Below are 25,047 nucleotides of genomic sequence, written 5' to 3'. Positions count from 1 at the left end.
AACCCAATGATCGGCTAACTCTTTAATTATTGCAAATTTCACAAAGGTTATTTGTGAATAGCGGCATTTTTCACAAATATATTTTGCTAGATAATCCTCGCCATCAAACGAAGCGCTCCTATTGCAGTCACAAGCTGCCCCATTTTATCGCGCTCGGTATTTAACAAAGAACAGTAAGAGAGATGATTATGCCATTAGCATTACTTGCATTGACGCTCAGCGCCTTTGCCATCGGAACCACAGAATTTGTCATCGTAGGCTTGATTCCTACCATGGCGAGCGACTTGAATGTATCTCTGCCATCGGCAGGCCTATTAGTCAGTTTATACGCGCTTGGCGTTGCCATTGGCGCACCAGTATTAACGGCATTAACCGGCAAATGGAATCGTAAGGCGGTGTTGCTGACCGTGATGGCATTGTTTGTCATTGGTAACTTATTGGCGTGGCAAGCTCCGGGTTATAACACGCTGATCGCCGCACGAATTTTGACTGGCCTTGCCCATGGCGTGTTCTTCTCGATTGGATCGACCATCGCGACAGGTTTGGTTTCAAAAGATAAAGCAGCCAGTGCCATTGCGATCATGTTTACAGGTTTAACGGTTGCATTGGTAACCGGCGTACCACTGGGCACTTATATCGGGCAAACCTTTGGCTGGCAAGCGACCTTCTTGATCGTGGCTCTGCTTGGTCTTATTGCTCTTATCGGTAGCGCTATCTTGGTTCCAAGCAACCTTAAGCAACCACCAGCGGCGAAGATTTCGGCACAACTAAAGGTTCTAACTCAACCACGCTTACTGTTGGTTTACGCTATCACAGCACTAGGTTATGGCGGCACATTCACAGCGTTTACGTTCCTTGCTCCAATACTGGAAAATGTATCAGGATTTGATTCGAGCTCAATCAGCTTAATCATGTTGGTTTACGGTGTGTCAGTGGCGGTCGGTAACATCTGGGGCGGAAAAATGGCCGACAAGATGGGCCCAATTAAAGCACTGACCGTTATCTTCTCTGGTTTAGCCGCAGTACTGGTGGTATTCAACTTTACCGCAGTAAACCCTTACGCAGCTGTTGCTACCATTTTGGTTTGGGGTGCATTCGCATTCGGTAACGTTCCAGGACTACAAGTGTATGTTGTGAAACTGGCTGAGAAATACACACCAGACGCCGTCGATGTCGCTTCTGGATTGAACATTGCAGCCTTCAACGTCGGTATTGCATTAGGCTCATGGGGCGGTGGTTTGATTGTCGCGAAATCTGGATTAATGAACACCCCTTGGGTAGGTGCTGTGATCGTTTTGATCGCTCTTGTTCTGACTCGATTCAGTGGTGCGTTAGATAAGAAGCAAGCACAACAAGCTGTTCCATCTAGCATCTAGCATCTAGCATCTAGCATCTAGCAAGAATAGAAAAAACAAAGCCCGAACCTAGGTTCGGGCTTTATCAATTCAATCTGATTATTACTCGTTATCGATCGCTTTCAGCACTTTACATGGATTACCGACTGCAACCACATTGGCTGGGATGTCTTTGGTTACGACACTGCCCGCGCCAATCACGCTGTTTTCGCCAATGGTGACACCGGGGCAGATAATTACACCACCGCCAAGCCAAACATTGTTGCCAACATTAATCGGTGTGCCAAACTCAACGCCTTCTTCTACACGGCCTTTCACATCGAGTGGGTGACCTGCAGTCAGGATTTGAACGTTCGGACCAAGCAGCACATTATCGCCAATAGTCACTTCAGCCACATCCAAAATCACGCAGTTAAAGTTAGCGTAGAAGTTCTTGCCTAGCTTGATGTTCGAGCCGTAGTCACAACGAAATGGAGGTTCTAAATGTGCATTTTCACAGTCCGGAATGAGCTCTTGCGTTGCTGCTTCCCATTCAGATGTGCCAGGAATACTGTTATTGAGTTTTTGAAGCACCTTGCGACATTCGATACGAGCTGCATAAAGCTCTTTATCCCAAGCCTGATAAGGTTCACCTGCTAGCATTTTTTGTTTTTCTGTTTTCACGTTACTTACCTGTTCTCACATCAATTAGCTATTTTCATATTACTTATCTAGCTCCACATTACTTAACTAATGGTGGTCAATTCATCGACCAAAAACGCAATATCGCACATCTAAATAACAGTGAATAAGGAGTGTTTGAGCTTGGTTTAAGAGATGCGCAGCTCGTCACTTTTTGTAGGTAAAATATGAAATTCGAACAGTGCTAATTTAGCTTCGCTATCGAATCACGTAACACCAAACTACCAGTGGTATTGATGGTGGTCGCTTGCTCTGTTTCACCGACAATTTGCAGGATCGCCTTTTGCGTCATTTGCTCTAATGGCACACTCACAGACGTTAAGCTTGGCGTTAAAAACGCCCCCACTTTGCTGTTATCAAAGCCGACGATCGAAACATCTTGAGGCAATGAGTACCCAAGTTCGGTTAACGCCTTAATCGCACCAATCGCCATATCATCGTTTTCAGACAAGATAGCAGTGAATGTGGTTCTGCTTTTTGCCAAAGCCTGAGCCGCGTGATAACCGCTCTCCATCGTCCAATCACCTTGAACAACGTTGGACTCATCCAATGCAACACCATGTTTAGTTAACACATCTTGATAGGCTTGGTAACGCAGCTCATCGGTCGAAGAACCGGCTTTACCACGAATCACTGCAATATCGGTATGACCCTGCTCGATGATGTGTTCAACCATCAAACAAGCGCTCTGATAATGGTCGGTGGTAATAGCATGATTGGGCTTCGACGGCATTTCTCGGTTGAGTACCAGAATCGGAGTGTCAGTGCTTTCGATGATCTGAGCTATCTCGCTTTCGGTTAAACATTGCGGATAGAGGATGATGCCCGCGCACTTCATATCCAGCAGGAAATTGATCGCCTTTCTTTCGTCTTCAGCGCTGTGTTTGCCATCGGTGATCACCAATTGGTGATTCGACTTTTCGCTATAAGAAGCCGCGTGATACATCAAGGAAGAGAAGTAAGGGCCATTGAACAACTCATTGGTAATTACAAAGCCGATGAAATTGGTCTTCTTGGTCGCCAATTGCTGAGCCAACAAGTTCGGTCGATAACCTGTTTCTTGAATCGCATCAAATACCTTTTTCACCACATCTGGGCGCACGATGTTCTTGCCATTTAAGACACGAGAAACGGTCGATTTAGATACGCCTGCGCGGTTTGCGACATCAAGCATGGTTACCATTCGCTTCTTTTCCTTTATAAAAAATTAGCCGACATAGGCCGACTAATTCATTGCAAAATGACAGCTCACAGTTCACATAACTGCGCTGGGGAATGCATTCTAAATAGTGGCACCGTTAGATGCAATCACACCTTTATACCACTCGAAAGACTTCTTGCGCTTGCGTTCTAGTGAGCCAGATTGATCGTTGTGCTTATCTACGTAAATGAATCCGTAGCGTTTTTTCATCTCGCCCGTGGTGAACGAAACTAAGTCGATACAGCCCCAAGGGGTGTAACCCATCAAGTCAACGCCATCAATCGCAACAGCTTTTTTCATCTCTTTGATGTGATCTCCAAGGTAAGCAATACGATAGTCATCATTAATGCTGCCATCTTCTTCGATGGTATCAACTGCGCCAAAACCATTTTCAACGATGAACAACGGCACTTCATAGCGCTCATAAAGAGATGCTAAACAGTAACGTAGGCCTGTTGGGTCAATCGGCCAGCCCCAATCGCTCGACTTGATGAACGGGTTCTCGACCGAATTTTCATGACCACCGTCCATTGCTTCTTCAGTCGACTGATGCGAAGAAGAATCCAAGGTATTCGACATGTAGTAGCTAAAACCAAGGTAGTCCGCTTTGCCTTCTTTTAGGATTTGCTCATCTTCAGGCTGTATTTCGATATTGAAGCCTTTGATTGCCCAGTCACGCGTAGCGTAATTTGGGTAATGACCGCGAACCATCACATCTGAGAAGAAGTAACGGTCACGCATCGCTTGTTGTGCCACCATGATATCTTCAGGCTTTGAAGAGCGAGGGTAGAAAGGCACCATCGCACACATTGCGCCGATTTGAAGGTCTGGATTGATCTCGTGACCTTTCTTAACCACCAACGCACTGGCGACAAACTGGTGGTGAACCGCTTGATACATGGCTTCTTGTGGCTTTTCACATTGTGGGAACTTCACTCCAGAGCACAACCAACCGAAGATGTCTGCCGAAGTGTTCATCTGGTTGTTGATCTCGTTAAACGTCATCCAGTATTTCACTTTGTGTTGGTATCGCTCCATCACCGTAGTTGAATACTTAACGAAGAAGTCGATCACTTTACGGTTCATCCAGCCGCCATATTCGTTAGCTAGATGGTAAGGCATTTCAAAGTGGCTCAGCGTCACTACTGGCTGAATGTCGTATTTCAGCAGCTCATCAAACAGATCATCGTAAAATGCTAAACCTGCTTCACACGGCTCAGCTTCGTCACCATTTGGGAAGATACGCGTCCAAGCAATACTGGTACGGAAACACTTAAAGCCCATCTCAGCGAATAACTTAATGTCTTCTTTATAGCGATGGTAGAAATCCACTGCGACTTGGTTGGGATAGTTTTCGCCATCAATGACGCCATCGGTGATTCGACGTTGTACACCATGAGCGCCCGCTGTTAATACATCAACAACACTGACACCTTTACCATTCGCATCCCAGCCGCCTTCTAGTTGATGTGCAGCAACCGCACCACCCCATAAAAAATCGTTCGGAAATTCGTTGTTCATACCATTACTCGCTACAAGTTATTCGTGAAAAAGATCAGGATTAGAGAGCTCATTGCAACTCTGAAACCGATTTCAATAAAAGAAAAGATACAGGTTGAAACCGGTTTCAGCAACAGTTAAAAGATCTTTTTTGATCGAACTACAGACTAATCAACAGTCAGCATTACGATCAATGCTGCTCAAAATACTGATCATGCTGAGATTTGCCGGATAGGTCTTGAGTTCCCGGGTAGAACTGGACGAGTGTCTGATCGGCTAAAGTAAGGTGAATCCAACCCTCTTTGACTTTCAGCCAATTGGTACCGTTGGTCTCATAGACGGCAGGAAACTTGCCCCAGCCAGACTCTGATACCTGCAGCTCTTGAAATAGGTTAATCGGGGCTAGCTTATTGCTGTCGAAGTTTGCGTCGGCATAGACAGATAAAGGCTCGATGGCATCGTTTGGCTTAAACGTATAACAGCTCACAGAGGCTGAAGTGCGATCAAACCACTGGTAAGGTTGTGCACCGATTAAATCGTAGACCGTGCAATCATTGAATTGAATCGCCCACTCTTGGTGAGCTTTAAAACCGAGGTAACCTATGGGTTGTGATGGTTCAAGCTTTGAGTCCGCCTCCTGCTCATACACCGGTTCTGAGGTAGCACATCCCATAAGCCCAAGACTAAAAAGGAAAGTCACAGCAAGCTTCATCATTGTCATACCTCAGTTCCGTTAGTAGATGAGTAACTCAATTAAGTCTCTACATTAAACGGTAAGTTCCAAACGATTACCATCCGGATCGAGTACACAGCTCTCATAATAGCCATCGCCTGTTCTTCTTGGGCCATCTAAGCGCTCATAGCCGTCTTCGACCAAGTGTTGAGTCAGTTGATCGACCGCCTGTTCCGAACCTAATGATATCGCCATGTGAATGAAGCCTGTGAACTGGTCATAGATGTCGTCTTTCGATTCAGGGACAGAGTCCATTTCCATAATCTCTAAACGACTTCCCGTATCAAATGAGAGGAAGTATGAAGAAAACCCTTTGGTTGGGTTGTGATATTTTGAGTTCAATGTCGCGCCGAAATAATCTTCATAAAATCGCTTCAGTACTTCGAGTTGTTTGGTCCAAATTGCGATGTGTTCAATCTTCATTTTGTTTGCCTAAGTTTGATGTCTAACGCTAGATTACTCATCAAATAAGGAACAATAAACAGAACGAAATTCATCGAAATTGTTCCTGATTAACGGGCTCGATTTTATGTCCATAACTGCACAGTATTGGCATCTATGTTTGTGTAATAGTTATCTTTCCTCCATAGTCAGGTTTTACACAATCTGAGATTCAAACTGTGAGCTTTTTAAAACTGATACTACTTGCGGCTATATGGGGAGGCTCGTTTCTTTTCATGAGAATGGCCGCCAATCCATTAGGGCCCGCAGTCTTAATTGAAGCGCGAGTTCTGTTTGCAGCACTTACTCTGCTTTTAGTTTCTTTCTATTTAAAAAAGAAGCTCTCTTTTCATGATCACGCAAAACACTTCTTCATTCTCGGCCTGTTTAACACCACACTTCCTTTTTTGCTTTTCGCTTATGCCGCGCAGACACTTAACGCCTCGACACTCGCCATCTTGAACTCTACCGCGCCAATATGGGCGGCAATCATTGGTGCAATATGGACCAAAACAGCACTCGAGGCGAAAGTTCTATTGGGACTTGGGATTGGGGTAACAGGAGTTGGCGTGTTAGTCGGTTGGGATGCGATGAACATTGGCCGTGAGGCTATGCTTCCTATCTTTGCAGCAGTGATGGCGGCCTTTAGCTACGGAATAGCGTCAAACTATACCAAACAAGCCCCTAAAGTTGAGGCATTCAACAATGCTCATGGCAGCATGTGGGCTGCGGTATTGCTGGTTTTGCCGTTTGTATTCTTTATTCCGATGAGAGAAACACCCGACGTTACGATCACTACATCGGTTGTCTTATTAGGCGCGGTATGTACTGGGTTAGCGTATCTACTTTACTTCAATCTCGTCTCTGAACTCGGCGCACCTTCAGCCCTGTCCGTGACCTTCATCATTCCGGTATTTGGTATTCTATGGGGTAACTTATTCTTAGATGAAGCAATTGGCATCAATACGATTGTTGGTTCAATTCTGGTTATCACCGGCACCATGTTGGTGACAGGAATGACGCCTTCTAAGATGATAGAGAGCGCCAAACAGAAACGAGCAGCAAGAGCGGCTCGTTAATCAGCCATATATTGCTGAATCTTGTTTCTCAGCCACTGATGAGCAGGGTTCAAATCGGTTCTTTTATGCCAAATCATGTATTGCTGCATCGGTAAGATTTCAAACGGCTGATCAAGGACTTGAAGCTGGAAGGATTCGGAAAATTGATTGGCAAAATCACGCGATGTACTGCCGACACAATCTGAGCCCGATACCAGCACACACATGGTCATCAGCGAGTCACACTCGGCACTCACTTTTCTCTGTTTCAGTGGCGACTTGGTAAAATAATCTGCCGTGTATAAACGGGTTCGACGCATTCTAAAAGTAACATGCTTTTCGTTGTAATATTGCTCTTGCGTCACAGAGCCATTGATTCTCGGATGCCCCTTTCGAGCTATCAGCACCAACTCATCTTCAATCATCGGCTGCTTCATGTAGCCGTTAACTTGCGGGTAATGGATATCAATCGCTAAATCAGCTTGTTGCATGCTCAAGCCTTGCAATAATTCTTCTTCGTTGTTCGGCACCATATTGAATTCAATCGAGATATTGCCCAACGTCTCATCTTGCTCGACGAGAGGTTGAAGCTTGGTTAATCCAATCTCATTCACCAGGATACGAAACACATGATGCTGCTGATTATCAAATGTCTTTAAAGTGCTTACTGCGCTGCTTATCCCTTCTAGAGCAGGCTCTACTCGGTCTGCCAATTGCACCGCAGCGTTAGTCGGAATAATCCCACGCCCTTCACGAATAAACAGGTCGGTATCAAGCTGAGATTGCAATCGCTTCAATGCCCCGCTAACCCCAGGCTGAGTCATACCAAGCGATTCTGATGCAAGCGTTATCGACTTTAATCGATACACTTCCAAAAATACGCTCAGTAAATTTAGATCTAACTTTTCAACATCACTCACGGTCACTCTCCATGTTTAGTTGCACTCGCATTGGGTATGCGACAAGCTTTGCGCTTCAATCTGCTACTTTTAAGCATACAACACATAACAGTTCGTGATGTGTTAAATAAAGCTTACTTTATTTTTTGCTATATGTCTTATTCCTATAATCGCCTCAACGAAACAAAATTCTGAAATGAAGAGGCTCTTATGAAAACTTCTCGCACGTTCAAAAATGCATCACTGTTCCTAGCTATCTCGCTGGCATTCCCGGCGATTGCAGCTAACCATGACCACGCACACTTCAGCGAAATTGGCGATCAAGGTGGCAAAAGCGCAACCGAGATGACGACCAAAGCAAACCAAGAGTTCGCAAAAACACTGAACTTTGCCGACACTCGCGCTTTCGACAATAACAACAAAGGTCTGATTGCTAGCTTTGATCAAGAGACGGGCGACATCATTCGTAATAGCTTTAACTTCATCGATCCAAGTGTGACGAATGCAGACCAAGCACCAGATTCAGTAAACCCTTCACTGTGGCGCCAAGCGGTATTGAACCAAGCGGCGGAAGGTTTATATGAAGTTGTTCCGGGTAAAGTTTACCAAGTTCGAGGTGCAGATTTAGCGTCTATCTCTTTCATTCGTAGTGACAACGGTTGGATCGCCTACGACGTTCTTCTTACCAAAGAATCAGCCGCCAAATCACTCGAATTCTTCAAGAACAATGTGCCTGACGGCGGTGAACTGCCAGTCGTTGCCATGATTTACTCTCACTCGCACGCTGATCACTTTGGTGGCGCAAGAGCAATCAAAGACGCGTATCCAGATGTAAAAGTGTACGGTTCGAAAAACATCACTAAAGAAATCGTCGACGAAAACGTATTGGCGGGTAATGCAATGTCTCGTCGTACCGCATATCAATATGGCGCAACCCTGAACCGACACGAACACGGTATTGTGGATGCGGCACTGTCGAAAGGTCTATCAACCGGTAGCATTACTTACGTACTGCCAGACTACGAGCTGAACCATAACGAAGAGATTGAAACTCTGGTTATCGACGGCCTAGAAATGCAATTCATGGATGCTTCAGGTACCGAAGCGGCCTCTGAAATGGTGACATATATTCCAAGCATGAAAGCACTTTGGACTGGCGAACTGACCTACCAAGGCATGCACAACCTGTACACGCTGCGTGGCGCTAAAGTACGTGACGGCTTGAAATGGTCTAAGAAGATCAACGAGATGTTAATCACTTGGGGTGAAGAAACAGAGGTGTTGTTTGCGTCTCACTCATCGCCAATCTGGGGCGAACAAGAGATCTCTGATTACCTAAAAATGCAGCGTGACGCTTACGGTTTTACTCATAACCAAACGCTTCGCTTAGCCAATAACGGCGTGGTTCTGCAAGACATCGGTGACGAGATTTACAAGGTCATGCCAGACAGCATCCAACAGTCTTGGCACACCAACGGTTACCACGGTACTTACTCTCACAATGCTCGCGCTGTGTACAACATGTATCTTGGTTACTTCGACATGAACCCAGCTAACCTAAACCCACTACCAATCAAGCCAGAGTCAGTGAAGTTTGTTGAGTACATGGGCGGCAGCGACGCTGTGATTGAAAAAGCGCAGCAAGATTTCCAAGAAGGTGAATACCGCTTCATTGCAACAGCACTGAATAAGGTGATTCAAGCTGAGCCAGAAAACAAAGTTGCACGTGGCTTATTGGCAGATACATACGAGCAGTTGGGTTATCAATCAGAAGGTGCAGGTTGGAGAAACATCTACCTAACCGGCGCTCAAGAGCTTCGCATTGGCACACAACCGGGCGCACCAAAGACTGCATCTCCGGATGTGTTAGCGAACATGACCATTGAGAACTTGTTGGATTACTTAGCAGTTAAAGTGGATTCGCTAAAAGCACAAGAAACACCATTTACGTTGAATATTCAGCTACCAGACGTGCAAGAGTTCTACTACGTTGAAATGTCTAACGGTAACCTGAACAATATTCAAGTGAGCGAGCTACAAGACGCCGATACAACACTGATCATCAATAAGTCTGACGTGTCTGACATCGTGCTTAAGAAAACAAGCCTAGGAAAACTGTTAGAAGACGGACAAGCAGGCGTGAAAGGTGATAAGACATCACTTAACAAACTGCTGTCTTCACTGACAGAAGCTGACACCTCTTTTGAGATTGTACCGCGTCCAAACAAAGGCGAAGAAGTTGATGCAGAGCTATACCAAGATTCAGCGGTACACGCTCATTAAACGCCAGATACACTAAATAAAAACAACAGCAGTTAGCTAGAAAAACGTTCTATAAAGAACATAAAAACAAGCCCCTCCCTTTTGGTTGGGGCTTTCTTATTTGTTCTCAATATATGCTTCTGAATCGCTATTGAGTTTGCCCGTTTACGTCGCAATCCCAATAAGAAGGTGAACCATAATATTGAACAAAGTAATCGATAAATACGCGCACCTTTGGTGCAAGTAACTGAGCACTCGGGTATACCGCCCAGATAGCCGCCTCATCCTTTAAAGGGTAATCCGGCAACACCTCAACCAGCGAACCTTCCGCGAGCTGCTTGTATGCTATCCAACTCGCGCACATGGCAATGCCCAAGCCATCGACACATACATCCCTTACCGCTTCACCGTGATCGACGCGGATAGCACCTAGGCTCTCTTCGAGTTTTCCGATATGAATACTGGCTACCGGAGGTGACAACCCAAGCTCTTGTCCTGCTTGACCTATATTGTGCGTAGACGCGAGTCGCACAAACAATTTTAGATGTTCAATGTTCATCAATAATGGCTAGCCTGCGCTGAGTACACGCTGCTTATTGGCCGCAGCGGCACGGGGAATAATGTGAGTTTTAATATAGGCATTAAGCTTAAACCATGCAAAAGCGCCCGCTAAAACATTGGCGACTGTCGCAGCAATAACCGCATTGACCATGTCTCCGGTTATCGAGCCGATCCATAAAGCGGGAATGTAGAAAACAAACAAGCGTAGGAAAGAGACATTCAAAGCTTTACGCGGCACACCCAAGGCATTAAAGACCGACGCAACCAACATGCAAAGCCCAAGCGGCCCATAGCTGAACGGTATAAATAACAAGGTCACTTCAAACCAGCTGCGTATGCTTTGTTCTTCCGAGATAACAGGAATAATCCAGCCACTAAACAGCGCCAACAATGTTGCCATCACGGTGTGGAAAACCAATAAGAACTTCGCTGTTGTATTCAATAGCTCAGGGATTTTGCATCGCTGCTGCGCCCCTAGGTAACGACCAATCATAGGCGGGATAGACATCGTCAGAGCAAGAGAAAACACCAGCATAAAACTTTCAACACGGGCGAGTAAGCTCCAAAAAGCCATCTCATCGGTTCCGATTCTCGCAATCAATAGCATTGAGAAGAACGCGCTGACCGCAGGTAATATCTGATTCGCAGTGGTTGGCATTACCGTCTTGAATAACTCAAAACTGTAGCCTTTGATTCGGTTACTGCACGCGCCATTGAAGCCAAACCAACCTTTGCCGCGAGACTTGATTAGCATGTAGATTGCGCCGAAAGCGTAGCCAATGCTCGATGCGATCGCCGCCCCTGCGATGCCCATATCCAATCCAAAGATCAGAATAGGGTCGAGAATTAGGTTAATCACGCTAGCAGCCAAGAACATGCTTCCGGTTGTTTTGGTATCGCCATTGGCACGATAAACGCAGGTGGCCAGATAAAGCACCGCCACCATCAATGCACTGAACAACCACAGTGGCCAGTACACATTAAAAATAGACAGCATGGATTGGTATTGAGCGTCAGAGACATCATTCACAAACGACGCAAAAACAGAATCGCTAAAAACAATCAGCCCTATGCAGATCAAAGCAATCACCAACACTCCAAATCCAACCGACAGCGTCGCAATTGAAGTAGATTTACGTTGTTCTTTTGCCCCTACCGCTTGAGAAATAATGGACGTTGCCGCCACACCGATGCCCACTTGAACACCGGTAAACGCTGCTTGAAATGGCAAGGTGATACCGTGAACCGCCAATTCATTCACCCCTAGCTGACCAATAAAGATCGAATCGACCAATTGAACCATCATGATCGCAAACACACCCAGCGTCAGTGGCAGCGTTTTCTCAATAATGGTTTTCAAAGTCGCGGATCTCATCTGCATAAGTCGGTTCACTCTTGTCTGTACCTTGGGGCTAATTACCTAGTTGAGCAGTATACGAAGCTAAATGAAAAGGATAAGAGCGCCAGACAAGGAATGAGTTTTTAGATTTCGTTGACAATCGAATTAGCAAGATACCTTCAACGTTAAAATATCCATCTAAGACACTGAATAAATTGAAATTATCAAACGCGCCAACACTCTTAATAATTCGTTAATAGTGTTTCGTTTAATGGTTAATTGTTGGTTCGAACATTCCTCGCTAGCCTGAATTTAGGTCGCATTCACACTGAATAGGCTGAAATGAAATCTCTCAGAAGGAATATGGAAATGGTATATCAAGGTTATACAACGTTTAAAGCTCAAGCCGAGGATGGAATTCTTACCGTCACTTTTGACTTCGGTACTGTGAATGTTCAAGGGCAAGAGACTTTGATGCTGACGAAGCCGAAGCACTCAAAGCGGAAGCTTATTGGTTGTATCAAGCTACGAGCAAAACCCCTGCGGTTAAGCGCTTCCAAATTGCCGATGAGCAAGGCCTAGAGCACGATATGGAAAACCAACGTAACTGGGAAACTCTGGTTATGAACGTTCAAGACATCAAATAACTCGGTCACTTCTCTTAATTTGGGTCAGTCACAAACTGACCCATTGTCTTACTTAATCGTTAAACGCCAACGGTTAACCACCAAGTGTTAAAATGGTCATTATTTGCCCCATAGACTCACATTTGAGTCTTCAGCTTGTGAGCCAAATGCAACTATGTGTCATTAATCTTTGTTATAACGTTGTTCAAACTATTTTTTGAAGGACGGAATATGCAAAAAATAATTCTGATCACAGGTGCCACGGATGGCATTGGTTTAGAGACCGCAAAAGCACTAACGCAGCAAGGGCACCATGTTCTGATTCATGGCCGCAACCCAGCTAAGGTCAATAAAGTCGTGACCGCTCTGTCTCGCCTGTCTAAGAATGCAATCATCGAAAGCTACATCGCAGACCTATCGACGCTCTCTGAAGTTGAGGCGCTCGCAACCCAAATCAAAAGCGATCACAAACGACTCGATATACTCATTAACAACGCAGGTGTGTATAAAGTGTCGGACATCACCACTCCAGACAATCTTGATGTGCGTTTTGTCGTAAACACCATTGCGCCGTATCTACTGACACAAAAGCTGCTTCCTCTTTTTGATGCGACAGGTCGTATCGTCAACCTATCTTCAGCAGCCCAAGCACCCGTAGATCTAGATGCATTAATCAGTCCGAATGCGGGCGAACTTGATGGTCCGGTTTACGCGCAAAGTAAGCTGGCGCTAACGATGTGGTCCATCGAATTAGCCAATACTCTTTTAGACAAAGGCACCGCAATTATCCCTGTAAACCCAGCTTCTTTCCTTGGTAGTAAATTAGTGAAAGATGCTTATGGCGTTGATGGCAACGACCTTGCGATTGGAGCCGATATTCTTTGTCGTGCTGCGCTCAGTGATGAGTTTGCCAACGCTTCTGGTCAATATTTTGATAATGATTCTGGGTTGTTCAAAGACCCGCACGCCGACGCATTAGACAACACTAAGAACCACAAGCTGGTGACAGTGCTTAATCAATTACTCGAAGAAAAGCTGTGCGTTACGCACTGATCATTCATTAGTAAAAAACGACCACTAACACTCCCCCCACCACCACACACACAATCCAAGCCGCAGTTCTATCTATACAGACAAAGAACTGCGCGCTCTTTCGATTATTAAGATTTCTTTAATACTGATTCCCCGCTTTGCCCAATTATCACCCAAGATGCAGATTGCTAAACTTGCCCCCGTCGAAACAACACAGGCTACGGCCGAGGAGCATTTATGCGTTTTGAAGGTAAAGTTTATCGTCCTTGGATGGAAGCAGAGAGCGTACTCATCCAGACAACATTGGGGTGCAGTAATAACCAGTGTACCTTCTGCACGATGTTTGATGATAAGCGTTTCAAAGTAAGAGACATCAAAGACATCTTTGAAGATATTGATGCGGCGAGAAAAATCTACCCGCATGTTGAATCTATCTTTTTGGTCGATGGTAATGTGATGGCGATTAGAACCGAGATGCTGATTTCGATTCTGGATTACATCAAGATCACCTTCCCAGAGATCAAGAACATCTCTCTGTATTCAGGGTTCAATGACTTCCGTCGTAAGAGCTTGTCTGAATTAAAAGAGATTAAGTCGGCAGGTTTAAGCATGGCCTATTCAGGCTTGGAGTCCGGTGACCCAATTTTGCTTGAACGCATTCAAAAGCGCATGACGCGTGAGCATGCGATTGAAGGAATGAACCTAGCCCGTGAAGCAGACATCAAGGTACTGGCTTCTTTCATCTTTGGCCTTGGCGGCAAAGAGCGTTCTATAGAGCATGCGATTAATACCACCAGCTTGTTGAACATCATGCAGCCAGATGCGATTGCACCAATGGCTTTAGCCGTTCAACCGGGATCGGTATTGGAAAAAGAAGTAAACCGTGGCGAGTTTGTTTTACCAACGCCATTGCAGATTCTGGAAGAAGAAAAATACTTACTCGAAAACCTAGAAGATTTCGATTGCTACTACTGGGGTGACCACGGCAATAACATCTCACCAATGCGTGGCATGTTGCCTCAGGCTCGTAAGCCGTTTCTTGATAAGATAAATCAAGACATCGCGCATAACCCAATCACTAAGCAAAACGTCATTAAAACTTTTGCTTGGTAACGAGTAACCTCTACATCGTTTGAAGCAGCCACAAAAAGGGCCAGTGTCAGCTGGCCCTTTCATTTTCTAGCTATGTATCTCTCTATCGAACTATCTGGAGCCGACCGCTCGGACTAATTCTGCGATTCCATCCCAATCACCCTTGTCCATTTTGTCTGTCGGTACCATCCAAGTTCCACCGCAGGCAACGACTGATTTCAGTGCTAAGTAAGACTCAACGTTCGCTGGGCTTACACCGCCTGTAGGCATAAAGTTAACCGGGTAAACAGCCGTCAACGCTTTCAACATTGCGACACCGCCAGATGGCTCGGCAGGGAAGAACTTTAGTGTCTTAAGCCCCATTTCCATTGCTTGTTCAACCAAGCTTGGGTTACTCACTCCAGGAACAATCGTAACCCCTCTTTGCTGACAGTATTTGACTGTGGTTGGATTCAAACCTGGGCTGACAATGAAATTAACACCCGCATTAATGGCAGTATCCACCTGCTCTGTAGTCAGCACAGTACCTGCGCCAATCAGTAACTCAGGGTAAGCTTCACGCATCAAACGAATCGACTCTGCTGCCGCTTCTGTACGAAATGTCACTTCAGCACAAGGCAAGCCATTTTCAACCAGTACTTTCGCAAGCGGCACAGCCTGAGCAACGTCATTAATGGCGATCACCGGAACGATGCGAATATCTCTGAGTCGCTGTTCAATTGTTTTCATTGTTCATTTCTCTCATTATCAAACAGACAAATTAAGCCAAGTCGCTGCCGTTGCTTGCGATCACTTTTTTGTACCAGTGGAATGACTTTTTAGGAATACGATTTAACGTACCATTGCCTAGGTTGTCTCTGTCCACGTAGATAAACCCATAGCGCTTGCTCATCTCTCCGGTCGACGCCGCAACAAGATCGATACAACCCCAAGGTGTGTAACCCATCAATGGTACACCGTCTTCCATTGCTTCATGCATCGCAACAATGTGCTGACGAAGGTAATCAATGCGGTAATCATCGTTCACTTCTCCATTGTCATCCAAGGTATCACGAGCACCTAAGCCATTTTCTACCAAGAAAAGTGGTTTCTGGTAACGGTCATAGAGTGTGTTCATCGTAATTCGAAGACCTGTAGGGTCAATGACCCAGCCCCAATCACTTGCTGGAAGATGAGGGTTTTTGATGGACTTAACGACGTTCGCTGCACTCGTATTTCCTGCATTCATATCAGCGGAAGCACAGCGTGAAGCGTAATAACTGAAAGAAATGAAATCGACGGTGTTCTTTAGAATCTCGAAATCTTCTTCTTGTGTTTCAAGCACCACACCTTTGTTATCAAACACTTTTTGAGCATAAGATGGGTAGTAACCACGCGATTGAACATCGATAAAGAACAGGTTCTCGCGGTCTTTTTCCATAGCCATCAGCACATCTTCTGGCTTACATGAATATGGATAGAAGTTACCGCCCGCCAGCATACAACCCACTTGGTTTTGCTCATCAACTTCATGGGCAATCTTGGTTACCAAAGCGCTTGCTACTAGCTCATGGTGAGCTGCTTGGTACTTCACTTGATCGTGATTTTCGCCTTCCTGAAACAACAATCCAGCACCAGAAAACGGGCTCGCTAGTAAAATATTGATTTCGTTGAAAGTTAACCAGTATTTCACCAAGCCTTTGTAGTTTTCGAAACAGGTTCTCGCGTAACGGCTAAAGAACTCAATCATCTTACGATTACGCCACGAACCATACTCGTTGACCAAGTGCATAGGCACATCGAAATGGCACAAGGTAACGAGCGGCTCAATACCGTATTTCTTACACTCTTCAAAAACATCACGGTAAAAATCTAAGCCAGCTTGGTTCGGCTCTAGCTCGTCACCTTTTGGAAAGATTCGGCTCCAAGCGATGGATACGCGGAAGACTTTAAATCCCATCTCTGCCAGCAAGGCGATGTCTTCTTTGTAACGGTGATAAAAGTCTATCGCGTTATGGCTTGGGTAGAACTCGTCTTCGCTGAGCGTCACCTTATCAACCTGACCAAGCTTAATTGGCATGCGGTTCTCACCATAAGGGATCATATCTACGGTTGTTAGGCCTTTACCACCCGCTAAGTGAGCGCCTTCAGACTGGTTTGCAGCAATAGCGCCGCCCCATAAGAAATCTTCGGGAAATTGAATGTTTGACATCGAATACCTCGGAAACAATAAAAGTCACCTTACGCTGAAGTAAGGTGACTGAATAAATTAATCAATTCTAATTAAGACGCGGACACTACTGTCGGCTTGTCTTCTGCCTTACCAGCTTCTTTGTTTGCTGACTCTGAAGTTGCTTTCTCATCGGCATCATCTTCTGGAACATCTTCAAAGCCTAAAACTAGGGTTAGAACAAATGACAGAACAATAGACAATGCGATCAGACCGAACACCCAAACGATACTCATTGGGTCATTCACATCGAAGAACTGAACACTCGTAAACAAGCTTGGTGCTGCCATCGAGTGACTCGCAAGGCCACCCATGCCCGCTAATGCACCTACGATAAAACCAGTAATCATTGTTGCGATAAGTGGACGTTTCAGACGAACAAGCACGCCGTACAATGCAGGCTCAGAGATACCGGCGAAGATAGCTGAAGCACCTGCGGCTAATGATGTCTGCTTTAGTGCGCTGTTTTTGGTTTTGTAAGCAACAGCCAGACACGCACCACCCATACCGAGGTTGGCACCGATTTCTGAAGGCATAACCATACCTTCACGACCCGTCTCAGCAATGGTTTGAATAATCGTTGGAGTAAATACACGGTGCATACCAGTAAGAACAAGTAGAGGCCACAGTGCGCCCATGATAGCAACCGACAACCAACCTAATGTGTCATGAATTGTGTAAACAAGCGCTGAAAGTGCAGTACCAACCCAAATACCAAATGGACCGATAAGTACGATAGCAACCGGAGCTGCAATCAATACGATAAGCATAGGTTTCAGGAAGTTTTTAGTCACAGCAGGGGTAATGCTATCTACCCAACGTTCTATGTAAGAAAGAGCCCAAGTCATCACAAGTACAGGAATAACCGTGTAGGTGTATTTCACTGACGTGATTGGGATACCGAAGAAATCAACGTGCTTGCCTTCTGCTGCTTGCGCCATCAATTCCATAAAGTTCGGGTGGATTAAGACACCGGCAATCGCAATGGAAAGAGACATATTGGTCTTGAATTTGATCGATGCGGAAGCGGCAACCATAACCGGTAGGAAGAAGAAGGCGCCATCGCCAATCGCTTTCAAGATAATCAAGGTAGGTGCATTTGGCTCAACCCAGCCCAGCATCTCAAGTACCATGGCGAGCAGTTTGACCATTGAAGCGCCAATGATTGCTGGGATAAGAGGCGACATGGTACCAACCAGTGCGTCCAACATTTTCGCACCAATTGACTTAGCCGTTAGCTTCTCTTTTTTAGCAGGAACCTCTGACTCAGATACAGTGGATAGCTCACAAAGCGCCATCACTTCTTTGTATGCATACGATACCTCGTTACCAATGATAACTTGTACTTTGTCTCCATTATCAACAACACCCATCACACCTTTCAGTGCTTTTAGCTTGTTAATATCGACGCCATTTTGGCTGTGTAAAACGAATCGTAGTCGAGTCATACAGTGTGTTAGGGCAGCCACATTTGTCTTGCCCCCAAGATGCTCAACAACAGATTTCGCAATTGCGCGGTAATCGTTGGCCATTTTATCCCCCAAAGATCTCTTTCCAGTGATTTTTAAACGCGAATATAGTGAGATGTGACTAATTTTCCGTCAATAGGATGCAAAAACAATCACAATTGTTGTGAATTGTTGTTTTGTGTCCTTCATCACACTTCCTTAAGTTACCGGTAACATGTTACCGGTAACGCTTATAAGATAAAGCCATATTTACAAGCGATGTTCAAAATTGAGATCACGCGCAAATTTGTTAAGAGGATTGAGTTATGGCTGGTAGTAGTGTCATCGTCATGGGTGTCAGTGCTTGTGGGAAAAGCACGATAGGCGAGCAGTTGGCAAAAAAACTTGGGCGTAAGTTCATTGATGGTGACGACCTTCATCCTCGAGCAAACATTCAAAAAATGGCGTCAGGCCAACCTCTTAATGATGATGATCGCATTCCATGGCTGGAACGCGTTCGTGATGCAGCGTACAGCCTAGAAAGTAAAAATGAGCACGGCATTATTGTGTGTTCTGCGTTGAAGAAGAAGTACCGCGACCAAATTCGCGAAGGGAACAAAAACCTCACCTTTCTCTTTTTAGATGGCAACATTGACCTGATCTTGCATCGAATGCGTCAGCGCCAAGGCCACTTCATGAAAGAGAACATGATTAAAAGCCAGTTCGAAACATTAGAAAGACCCGATCACGAGCCAGATACGGTTGTCATCAGCATTGATGGCGATATTGATGACGTTGTGGACTGTGCTGCGATTGTGCTTTCAATGACTGATGAGGCAGAAACAGCATGACCCTTCCAACCATCCAAGCGGTGACTCAACGATTAATTGAACGAAGCAAAGAGACTCATGAAGCGTTTCTAAACCGAACCCAACACCAAGCCTCTGCTGGCAAAGGTGGTAAAGGGCTTTCTTGCGGCAACTTGGCTCATGCTGTCGCAGCTTCTTGCTCCGATGAGAAACGCTCGATTCTTGATCTCACTAAATCCAATGTGGCGTTAATCAGCTCTTACAACGATATGTTAAGCGCTCACCAGCCGTATCAACACTATCCAGATCAGATCAAAAAGGCGTTAGCTAAGTTCGGCCACACCTCTCAAGTAGCAGGCTGTGTTCCTGCGATGTGCGACGGGGTAACTCAAGGGCAACCAGGCATGGATATGTCTTTGTTTTCAAGGGACTTGATTGCTCAATCGACCGCTCTTTCACTGAGTCACAACGTGTTTGATTCAACCCTATTACTTGGTATTTGCGACAAGATAGCTCCAGGACAACTGATGGGCGCGCTCTCTTTTGCACATCTACCCACCGCTTTTGTTCCGGCGGGCTTGATGGCAACGGGCACCAGCAATGATGAGAAAGTACATATTCGCCAAGAATACGCAGCTGGTAAGGTAGGAAAAAGTGCCTTACTGGATATGGAGTGCAACGCTTATCACTCAGCGGGCACCTGCACTTTTTACGGCACAGCCAATACCAATCAGCTGGTATTTGAAGCGATGGGGCTGATGCTTCCGGGCTCAGCGTTTATTCATCCTGACTCTAAATTGCGCGCATCACTCACTCAGCATGCCGCCATTGAAATTGCTTCAATGACACCACAAGCCGCAAACTTCCGCCCGCTTTCTGAAGTCTTTACCGCTAAAAGCTTAATCAATGGCATTGTTGCCCTACTCGCATCAGGTGGCAGTACCAACCACAGCATTCACATGGTCGCAGTAGCACGCGCAGCAGGATTTATTCTGACTTGGCAAGACATCAGCGATCTATCCGATGTAGTGCCTTTACTTGCTCGAGTTTATCCCAACGGTCCAGCAGATATGAATGCGTTCCAAACGGCAGGCGGAGTTCCCGCGCTGTTACGCCGTTTAGATCAAGCCAACTTACTGCACCGAGATGTCACACCTACCTTTGGCTCGTTTGAAGATCAAATGAGTATTCCAGAGCTTGAAAATGGAAAGCTAACGTGGAAAAAGTGCAAACAGTCGGCAGATGCAGAGGTAATTGCAGGCCAAGAACAGGTATTCCAAAGCACAGGCGGAACGCGAGTCCTTTCAGGGAACCTTGGCAACGCAGTGATTAAGGTGTCAGCGGTTGCAGAAGAGCAACGTGTAATAGAAGCACCTGCGGCAGTTTTTGATTGCCAACATAAGGTAGAAGCCGCGTATCAACGAGGTGAACTCAACAAAGATTGCATTGTTGTGGTAATAAACAATGGCCCAGCTGCGAACGGTATGCCTGAACTGCACAAGCTTATGCCGATTCTAGGTAATGTTCAGAAACAAGGGTTTAAAGTGGCTCTGGTTACCGATGGTCGTCTTTCCGGAGCCTCAGGAAAGATCCCATCCGCGATTCATGTCTCACCAGAGGCGATTCGAGGCGGAGCCATTGGGCTTGTTCGCGAAGGCGATATCCTGCGCTTAGATTGCGCGAGTGGCGAACTCAATAACCTCAACGACATGCAGTCTCGCCAAGCGAAGGTGTTTGAGGTAGACGCTAACCAGCAAACCATGGGGCGCAACCTATTTAGCGTGATGCGCCAAAGCGTTTCGAGTGCAGAACAAGGGGCGAGTTTTATCGTCTAACTGTGTCATCGCTTAAATGTAAAAGCAAAAGGGGCATCATTTCGATGCCCCTTTCCGTTTCCACCATACTTGGTTAAACGCTTTCTCCATCCGTGATGCGATAGCCCATATCCACTACCGTTTCCGTGACTGGCTCACCTTTCAATCGGGCAAGCAGTAGCTCGGCACTTTTCTTACCTATTTCATAACGTGGCGTATCCACGCTAGTCAGTTTTGGGCGTATGGTTTGACCAATATCTAACGCGTTATAGCCCACTACAGATAGCTGTTGCGGCACTTGGATTCCACGTTGCTGGGCAATGAGCAAGGTACCTATCGCGATGTCATCATTGGTGCAGAACACGCCATCTAGATTTGGGTAATCCGCAAGAGCGCGATCAAGCAGATCTTCAGCCAAAGAGAAGTTAGAGTGCTGTTCAGTCAACACGTGTTTAGGCTCTAATCCAGCCTCATACATCGCTTTGTCATAGCCTTGCAAACGCAACTTGGTTCGCGCATCCAATCGAGCGCCAAAGTAAGCAATAGAGCGTTTACCAGCTTCAATCATTCGCTTCACGACATGGTAAGAAGCATCAATATGGTCCAAGCCAACAACCATATCGATCGGATTGGTTGGGAGTTCCATCGTTTCAACAACAGAAACACCTGAATTCTTGATCATCTGTAACGTGCGGGGGGTGTGGTGGCTTTCCGTCAATATCAACCCATCAACTTGATACGAAAGCAGCGAAGCAATCTTTTCCTCTTCTTCCACAGCATCATAGCTAAAGTGAGCAAGCAACGTCTCGTAGCCATTCTCTTTAGTAACCGTTTCGATACCTTGAACAAACGCGGCAAAGATTTGGTTTGATAACGAAGGGAGCAAGATACCGATCGCTTTACTCGACGATTTAGAGAGCATAGCTGGCGCTTTGTTTTCGATGTATCCCATCTCTTCAATAACCGCTGCAATTTTAACGCGAGTTTTGGCTGCGACTGAATCGGGATTGCGCATGTAACGAGAGACGGTCATCTTTGTGACCCCCACTTTGTCTGCAACATCTTGAAGTGTGGTTCGAGTTTTCTTCTGCTGTTCTGTCATAACTATTTGAACTCTTTATTATGTTACAAGTAACATTATAAAGTTCTCACCGCCTCAAGTTCAACCCATTCGTTGTCATCGACACATAGTATTGAAATCGTTCTACCATCGGCAAATTAGTTTGGCGTTAACGAAAGGTTGGTATCACGCATGCTTGATGAAAGCTTGGCTTAACTGCTGAAAGAGTGAGTCTACGTTGGGTAGAGTTGTCAGATGTGCGGACAACGGAGTATGAACTTGCGCGTCCACCACGGTTGGATTGCCACAAACTTGATTATAAAAATTTACGGGTGCAACGATGTTCTCTAAGTCGACATCCAACAAGATACAGGCTTGCGAAAGTACAATTTGGCCGCCCCCTTGTTTAAGCAAAACACGCTGCGCAGTGCCCACTATTTTTTGTTTGTTGATATTGAGATTGTAATCACCATCGCAATAAGAACCGGAAGTCGCGTGTACATCCACATCGATACCCAGTTCTTTAAAAAACAGGGTTAAGATATTGCACAGATGTAGATACGCTTTTTGGATGTTGTAGGCTTCATCACGAGGCCAATGGTAAATGTGCGATAAGTTAATGATCCCCGACAGTTGGGGAACGGGAGCGCCGCCTGTTTTACGTGAGGTGAGTTGCCAACCTTGTGCCGCGAGTTGTTTTCTAGACTCTACGGTCACAGGCCACTTTTTACCTGCGGGCAAAACAAGTGTCGGCGCTTTTGCTTGCCACAACATTAAGGCTTGCCCAATCTCACCCGCCTGAATTTGCTGCAATAATTCAGCTTCTTTTTCAAACGCACGATTAACATCAATGTGCGGGTAACGTACGAGTTTATTCGTTAACTTCAATGCACTTTCCTCTACAGATAGTGGTGACCTACCATTTAACGTTCTGCAATGGTTGATGAGATATGGGACTATGTGCGATGAAACATAGCACCAAAAGTTAGTTATTGGCGCCATAGTAGCTTGTCAGTTGCCCATCTCAAAGGTGAGTGCTAACATTTGTACACACACCAATAAAGGAATACATCATGGACACTAGAATTCAATTTCGTGTTGATGAAGAAACAAAACGCCTAGCTCAACAGATGGCTGAGAGCCAAGGTCGCACACTGAGTGGTGCTTGCCGTGAGCTTACTGAGCAACTCGCTGAGCAACAAAGACAGACATTATCTCACGATGCATGGCTAACTGAACAAGTAAACCTAGCATTTGAGAAGTTTGACTCAGGAGAATCCGTTTTCGTTGAACACCAAACTGCTAAATCTCGAATGGAAGAACGCAAAGCCAGAATACGTAATCGAGGTAAGCAATGATTTTATGGGAAGAAGAATCACTCAATGATCGTGAAAGGATCTTTGAGTTTATCTATGACTTCAACCCTGATGCGGCAGAAAACGCTGACAACCTCATTGAAACAAAAGTAGAAAACTTGCTTGAGCAGCCTCTAATGGGTGTACAGAGAGACGGCATTCGTGGGCAATTACTTATAATTCCTGAGATTTCAATGATCGTCTCCTATTGGATCGAAGGCGACATTATCCGAATTATGCGCGTACTCCACCAGAAACAAAAGTTCCCAATGGATTGATTACTTCCTCTGGGCAACTAGCCCAATTAAGGGGTGAACAACGCCTCCACCCAAACCTAACGCATTGTGCCATAAACACTTAACTTGAAGTAGGAGCAAAAGTGCCAAGCGTTGTGAATCCCTCCTAAATTGCTTGTTATAACACAATTGCTACACGTCACTTTCCGTTAGTATCTGACGACAATTTCGTACTGTGAGGACGCGAATTTCATGGCTAAGGCTATATATGATGCGATAGTGACCAAACAAAATTTCACGGTAATTGGTATGAGGCAGCTCAGGAACCATTCGCCCCATGTCAGGCATACTTGAGAGTAAATCAGTTTTATCAAAAACCTCATTAACCCAGTTTTCTGCCGCCACTGGATTATCCAGTGAAATAAACTCGGCTGCATCACCTAACTTTTGTAATGCTAGTGGTGACCAGACTACTTTCATTTCTTAATGCGCCCCAATACTTGAGCACGAGCGTCTTCATTGGAAACACCTAAACCTGAAGCTAATTGTGCTTCAGCAGTACGCATTTCTTCCAGTAACTCGATCTTCTCTTGCATTGCTTCATACTCCGCAACATCAAGGACAACCGCAACACCCTTACCACGTTGTGTGATAACTAGTGGTCTGCGAGTTTCGTTAATCTGTTTAATAAATGACGTCACGCCAGCACGAAATTCAGACAAAGGCTGAATATCTTGATCAAAATGGATGCGGCTCATGTTGAACTCCCTATGGTACAATTTAATGTACAAATAATAGTTCAAATAGCAATTTTGAGCAATAGCCTGATTTTGTGTTATAGCCGCGTTAAGTAGTGAGCAACGCCACCACGAAACCTAACCATACCACCGTAAACACAAAACCCAACGATGGAATAAAAAATGCCATGCGTTGGGAATCTGTCTTAAACGCTTTGTATGGATAATAAGCGCTCCAATCGGGTAATGTGAGACCCAGGCTTTAGCTGCAACTAAAGCTTTCTATGTAGTAGTTCGTTTAAACGCTGGCTCCTCTATCGAGAGACCGATAACAAACATGAACGCTACATAGGACTTCAAGCATAAACCTCGAATAGTCGACTGGGTCTCGAACCCGCATTACGCAAGCATGAGTTAGCTTATTATGAATACCAAAATCAATCAAAGCATCAACGTTGGAGTTGATACCGGCAAAACACAATTAGGCATCCACATCAGGCCACTAGACCTATTTTTCTCAGTAGAGAACAATGATAAAGGCATCAAAAAAGCACTCAAAACGATTAAGAGTCACAGTCCTGAACGAATCGTTATTGAAG

The 25,047-nt window shown here is 45.4% G+C and carries 24 protein-coding genes and 2 pseudogenes; 11 read left to right on the top strand and 15 right to left on the bottom strand.

All coding sequences use genetic code 11. The annotated features are described in order from the left end of the window. The first annotated feature begins 188 nt into the window (after positions 1-188). Positions 189-1,376 carry an MFS transporter gene (locus AB4623_RS06165; RefSeq protein WP_017062388.1) on the top strand — a complete coding sequence of 396 codons (1,188 nt, stop codon included), beginning with the start codon at positions 189-191 and terminating at the stop codon, positions 1,374-1,376. Positions 1,377-1,457: 81 nt separating this feature from the next. Here the strand turns inward: AB4623_RS06165 and AB4623_RS06160 are convergent, their stop codons facing one another. The 5 genes from AB4623_RS06160 to AB4623_RS06140 form a co-directional block, all read right to left on the bottom strand. Then, positions 1,458-2,018 carry a sugar O-acetyltransferase gene (locus AB4623_RS06160; protein WP_017064028.1) on the bottom strand — a complete coding sequence of 187 codons (561 nt, stop codon included), beginning with the start codon at positions 2,016-2,018 and terminating at the stop codon, positions 1,458-1,460. Between the two features lie 202 nt (positions 2,019-2,220). Further along, entirely contained in the window at positions 2,221-3,219 is a 999-nt protein-coding gene (locus AB4623_RS06155; protein ID WP_136982442.1) for a LacI family DNA-binding transcriptional regulator, read from the bottom strand. A 99-nt stretch (positions 3,220-3,318) separates the two neighbouring features. Further along, the gene (locus tag AB4623_RS06150) at positions 3,319-4,758 is read right to left on the bottom strand and encodes a 6-phospho-beta-glucosidase (protein ID WP_372145976.1); all 1,440 of its coding nucleotides are present in this window, start codon (positions 4,756-4,758) and stop codon (positions 3,319-3,321) included. Between the two features lie 169 nt (positions 4,759-4,927). Beyond that, the gene (locus tag AB4623_RS06145; RefSeq protein ID WP_102398572.1) at positions 4,928-5,452 is read right to left on the bottom strand and encodes a hypothetical protein; all 525 of its coding nucleotides are present in this window, start codon (positions 5,450-5,452) and stop codon (positions 4,928-4,930) included. A gap of 51 nt (positions 5,453-5,503) precedes the next feature. Then, a complete protein-coding gene (locus AB4623_RS06140) occupies positions 5,504-5,893 on the bottom strand; it encodes a VOC family protein (protein WP_017064032.1) in 390 nt (129 codons plus the stop codon). 197 nt (positions 5,894-6,090) lie between these two features. On the opposite strand from AB4623_RS06140, the gene AB4623_RS06135 reads away from it, so the two are divergent. Further along, the gene (locus AB4623_RS06135) at positions 6,091-6,990 is read left to right on the top strand and encodes a DMT family transporter (protein WP_017059463.1); all 900 of its coding nucleotides are present in this window, start codon (positions 6,091-6,093) and stop codon (positions 6,988-6,990) included. Here AB4623_RS06135 and AB4623_RS06130 read toward each other — a convergent pair. Continuing rightward, positions 6,987-7,889: a LysR family transcriptional regulator gene (locus tag AB4623_RS06130; RefSeq protein ID WP_017059462.1), complete on the bottom strand. Its 903-nt coding sequence runs from the start codon at positions 7,887-7,889 to the stop codon at positions 6,987-6,989. The two genes, AB4623_RS06135 and AB4623_RS06130, sit on opposite strands and share 4 nt — an antisense overlap. Positions 7,890-8,078: 189 nt before the next feature. Here AB4623_RS06130 and AB4623_RS06125 point away from each other — a divergent pair, with 189 nt between their 5' ends. Further along, positions 8,079-10,151, top strand: coding sequence for an alkyl/aryl-sulfatase (locus tag AB4623_RS06125; RefSeq protein WP_372145974.1), 2,073 nt, complete (start codon positions 8,079-8,081; stop codon positions 10,149-10,151). A 127-nt stretch (positions 10,152-10,278) separates the two neighbouring features. On the opposite strand, the gene AB4623_RS06120 is transcribed toward AB4623_RS06125, so the two are convergent. Together AB4623_RS06120 and AB4623_RS06115 are read right to left on the bottom strand one after the other, a co-directional pair. Then, positions 10,279-10,689 carry a LysR family transcriptional regulator gene (locus AB4623_RS06120; protein WP_017059460.1) on the bottom strand — a complete coding sequence of 137 codons (411 nt, stop codon included), beginning with the start codon at positions 10,687-10,689 and terminating at the stop codon, positions 10,279-10,281. 9 nt (positions 10,690-10,698) lie between these two features. Then, the gene (locus AB4623_RS06115) at positions 10,699-12,072 is read right to left on the bottom strand and encodes an MATE family efflux transporter (RefSeq protein WP_017064035.1); all 1,374 of its coding nucleotides are present in this window, start codon (positions 12,070-12,072) and stop codon (positions 10,699-10,701) included. A gap of 446 nt (positions 12,073-12,518) precedes the next feature. Between AB4623_RS06115 and AB4623_RS06110 the strand changes: the two are divergent. The 3 genes and pseudogenes from AB4623_RS06110 to AB4623_RS06100 all read left to right on the top strand — a co-directional run. Beyond that, positions 12,519-12,677: pseudogene (locus tag AB4623_RS06110) on the top strand (enoyl-CoA hydratase/isomerase family protein); the annotation flags it as partial. A 210-nt stretch (positions 12,678-12,887) separates the two neighbouring features. Further along, positions 12,888-13,709, top strand: a complete 822-nt coding sequence (locus AB4623_RS06105) for an SDR family NAD(P)-dependent oxidoreductase (RefSeq protein ID WP_102320416.1) — start codon at positions 12,888-12,890, stop codon at positions 13,707-13,709. A gap of 216 nt (positions 13,710-13,925) precedes the next feature. After that, the gene (locus AB4623_RS06100) at positions 13,926-14,801 is read left to right on the top strand and encodes a radical SAM protein (protein ID WP_017067570.1); all 876 of its coding nucleotides are present in this window, start codon (positions 13,926-13,928) and stop codon (positions 14,799-14,801) included. A gap of 90 nt (positions 14,802-14,891) precedes the next feature. On the opposite strand, the gene AB4623_RS06095 is transcribed toward AB4623_RS06100, so the two are convergent. The 3 genes from AB4623_RS06095 to ascF form a co-directional block, all read right to left on the bottom strand. Beyond that, positions 14,892-15,509 (bottom strand): bifunctional 4-hydroxy-2-oxoglutarate aldolase/2-dehydro-3-deoxy-phosphogluconate aldolase, encoded by a 618-nt coding sequence (locus AB4623_RS06095; RefSeq protein WP_017067569.1) that lies wholly within the window; start codon positions 15,507-15,509, stop codon positions 14,892-14,894. 31 nt (positions 15,510-15,540) lie between these two features. Beyond that, positions 15,541-16,971: a 6-phospho-beta-glucosidase gene (gene ascB, locus AB4623_RS06090; protein WP_017059454.1), complete on the bottom strand. Its 1,431-nt coding sequence runs from the start codon at positions 16,969-16,971 to the stop codon at positions 15,541-15,543. Positions 16,972-17,042: 71 nt separating this feature from the next. Beyond that, complete coding sequence (gene ascF, locus AB4623_RS06085) at positions 17,043-18,521, bottom strand: PTS cellobiose/arbutin/salicin transporter subunit IIBC (protein ID WP_372145972.1); 1,479 nt, start codon at positions 18,519-18,521, stop codon at positions 17,043-17,045. Positions 18,522-18,763: 242 nt separating this feature from the next. Here ascF and AB4623_RS06080 point away from each other — a divergent pair, with 242 nt between their 5' ends. Next, positions 18,764-19,288 carry a gluconokinase gene (locus tag AB4623_RS06080; protein ID WP_017059452.1) on the top strand — a complete coding sequence of 175 codons (525 nt, stop codon included), beginning with the start codon at positions 18,764-18,766 and terminating at the stop codon, positions 19,286-19,288. Continuing rightward, positions 19,285-21,081, top strand: a complete 1,797-nt coding sequence (gene edd / locus AB4623_RS06075) for a phosphogluconate dehydratase (protein WP_372145970.1) — start codon at positions 19,285-19,287, stop codon at positions 21,079-21,081. The genes AB4623_RS06080 and edd overlap by 4 nt, the downstream gene beginning before the upstream one ends. A 73-nt stretch (positions 21,082-21,154) precedes the next feature. Here the strand turns inward: edd and AB4623_RS06070 are convergent, their stop codons facing one another. Then, a complete protein-coding gene (locus AB4623_RS06070; protein ID WP_372145968.1) occupies positions 21,155-22,162 on the bottom strand; it encodes a substrate-binding domain-containing protein in 1,008 nt (335 codons plus the stop codon). A gap of 144 nt (positions 22,163-22,306) precedes the next feature. Next, positions 22,307-23,008 carry a biotin/lipoate A/B protein ligase family protein gene (locus AB4623_RS06065; protein ID WP_372145966.1) on the bottom strand — a complete coding sequence of 234 codons (702 nt, stop codon included), beginning with the start codon at positions 23,006-23,008 and terminating at the stop codon, positions 22,307-22,309. A gap of 185 nt (positions 23,009-23,193) precedes the next feature. Between AB4623_RS06065 and AB4623_RS06060 the strand changes: the two genes are divergently transcribed. Both AB4623_RS06060 and AB4623_RS06055 read left to right on the top strand, forming a co-directional pair. Next, the gene (locus AB4623_RS06060; RefSeq protein ID WP_017059448.1) at positions 23,194-23,478 is read left to right on the top strand and encodes a hypothetical protein; all 285 of its coding nucleotides are present in this window, start codon (positions 23,194-23,196) and stop codon (positions 23,476-23,478) included. Beyond that, positions 23,475-23,753, top strand: coding sequence for a type II toxin-antitoxin system mRNA interferase toxin, RelE/StbE family (locus AB4623_RS06055; protein WP_017064043.1), 279 nt, complete (start codon positions 23,475-23,477; stop codon positions 23,751-23,753). Before AB4623_RS06060 ends, AB4623_RS06055 begins: the two co-directional genes overlap by 4 nt. Before the next feature lie 150 nt (positions 23,754-23,903). Here the strand turns inward: AB4623_RS06055 and AB4623_RS06050 are convergent, their stop codons facing one another. Both AB4623_RS06050 and AB4623_RS06045 read right to left on the bottom strand, forming a co-directional pair. Continuing rightward, a complete protein-coding gene (locus tag AB4623_RS06050) occupies positions 23,904-24,191 on the bottom strand; it encodes a type II toxin-antitoxin system RelE/ParE family toxin (RefSeq protein ID WP_017064044.1) in 288 nt (95 codons plus the stop codon). Beyond that, entirely contained in the window at positions 24,188-24,469 is a 282-nt protein-coding gene (locus tag AB4623_RS06045; RefSeq protein ID WP_011080399.1) for a type II toxin-antitoxin system Phd/YefM family antitoxin, read from the bottom strand. Before AB4623_RS06045 ends, AB4623_RS06050 begins: the two co-directional genes overlap by 4 nt. Before the next feature lie 403 nt (positions 24,470-24,872). On the opposite strand from AB4623_RS06045, the pseudogene AB4623_RS06040 reads away from it, so the two are divergent. After that, positions 24,873-25,047: pseudogene (locus tag AB4623_RS06040) on the top strand (IS110 family transposase); the annotation flags it as partial.

Source organism: Vibrio sp. 10N.222.52.C12 (assembly GCF_041474215.1).
In the GTDB taxonomy this organism is placed as follows: domain Bacteria; phylum Pseudomonadota; class Gammaproteobacteria; order Enterobacterales; family Vibrionaceae; genus Vibrio; species Vibrio crassostreae_C.
The sequence above is the reverse complement of the archived record's forward strand: the minus strand, read 5'-3'. Positions and strand labels throughout refer to the sequence as shown.

What these genes read in the sequence shown, in the direction of transcription:
- AB4623_RS06165 (WP_017062388.1), top strand. Translation starts at nt 189, where the DNA reads ATGCCATTAGCATTACTTGCATTGACGCTCAGCGCCTTTGCCATCGGA.
- AB4623_RS06055 (WP_017064043.1), top strand. Translation starts at nt 23,475, where the DNA reads ATGATTTTATGGGAAGAAGAATCACTCAATGATCGTGAAAGGATCTTT.
- edd (WP_372145970.1), top strand. Translation starts at nt 19,285, where the DNA reads ATGACCCTTCCAACCATCCAAGCGGTGACTCAACGATTAATTGAACGA.
- AB4623_RS06140 (WP_017064032.1), bottom strand. Translation starts at nt 5,893, where the DNA reads ATGAAGATTGAACACATCGCAATTTGGACCAAACAACTCGAAGTACTG.
- AB4623_RS06115 (WP_017064035.1), bottom strand. Translation starts at nt 12,072, where the DNA reads ATGCAGATGAGATCCGCGACTTTGAAAACCATTATTGAGAAAACGCTG.
- AB4623_RS06060 (WP_017059448.1), top strand. Translation starts at nt 23,194, where the DNA reads ATGGACACTAGAATTCAATTTCGTGTTGATGAAGAAACAAAACGCCTA.
- AB4623_RS06155 (WP_136982442.1), bottom strand. Translation starts at nt 3,219, where the DNA reads ATGGTAACCATGCTTGATGTCGCAAACCGCGCAGGCGTATCTAAATCG.
- AB4623_RS06050 (WP_017064044.1), bottom strand. Translation starts at nt 24,191, where the DNA reads ATGAAAGTAGTCTGGTCACCACTAGCATTACAAAAGTTAGGTGATGCA.
- AB4623_RS06080 (WP_017059452.1), top strand. Translation starts at nt 18,764, where the DNA reads ATGGCTGGTAGTAGTGTCATCGTCATGGGTGTCAGTGCTTGTGGGAAA.
- AB4623_RS06095 (WP_017067569.1), bottom strand. Translation starts at nt 15,509, where the DNA reads ATGAAAACAATTGAACAGCGACTCAGAGATATTCGCATCGTTCCGGTG.
- ascB (WP_017059454.1), bottom strand. Translation starts at nt 16,971, where the DNA reads ATGTCAAACATTCAATTTCCCGAAGATTTCTTATGGGGCGGCGCTATT.
- AB4623_RS06150 (WP_372145976.1), bottom strand. Translation starts at nt 4,758, where the DNA reads ATGAACAACGAATTTCCGAACGATTTTTTATGGGGTGGTGCGGTTGCT.
- AB4623_RS06125 (WP_372145974.1), top strand. Translation starts at nt 8,079, where the DNA reads ATGAAAACTTCTCGCACGTTCAAAAATGCATCACTGTTCCTAGCTATC.
- AB4623_RS06070 (WP_372145968.1), bottom strand. Translation starts at nt 22,162, where the DNA reads ATGACAGAACAGCAGAAGAAAACTCGAACCACACTTCAAGATGTTGCA.
- AB4623_RS06045 (WP_011080399.1), bottom strand. Translation starts at nt 24,469, where the DNA reads ATGAGCCGCATCCATTTTGATCAAGATATTCAGCCTTTGTCTGAATTT.
- ascF (WP_372145972.1), bottom strand. Translation starts at nt 18,521, where the DNA reads ATGGCCAACGATTACCGCGCAATTGCGAAATCTGTTGTTGAGCATCTT.
- AB4623_RS06105 (WP_102320416.1), top strand. Translation starts at nt 12,888, where the DNA reads ATGCAAAAAATAATTCTGATCACAGGTGCCACGGATGGCATTGGTTTA.
- AB4623_RS06145 (WP_102398572.1), bottom strand. Translation starts at nt 5,452, where the DNA reads ATGATGAAGCTTGCTGTGACTTTCCTTTTTAGTCTTGGGCTTATGGGA.
- AB4623_RS06120 (WP_017059460.1), bottom strand. Translation starts at nt 10,689, where the DNA reads ATGAACATTGAACATCTAAAATTGTTTGTGCGACTCGCGTCTACGCAC.
- AB4623_RS06100 (WP_017067570.1), top strand. Translation starts at nt 13,926, where the DNA reads ATGCGTTTTGAAGGTAAAGTTTATCGTCCTTGGATGGAAGCAGAGAGC.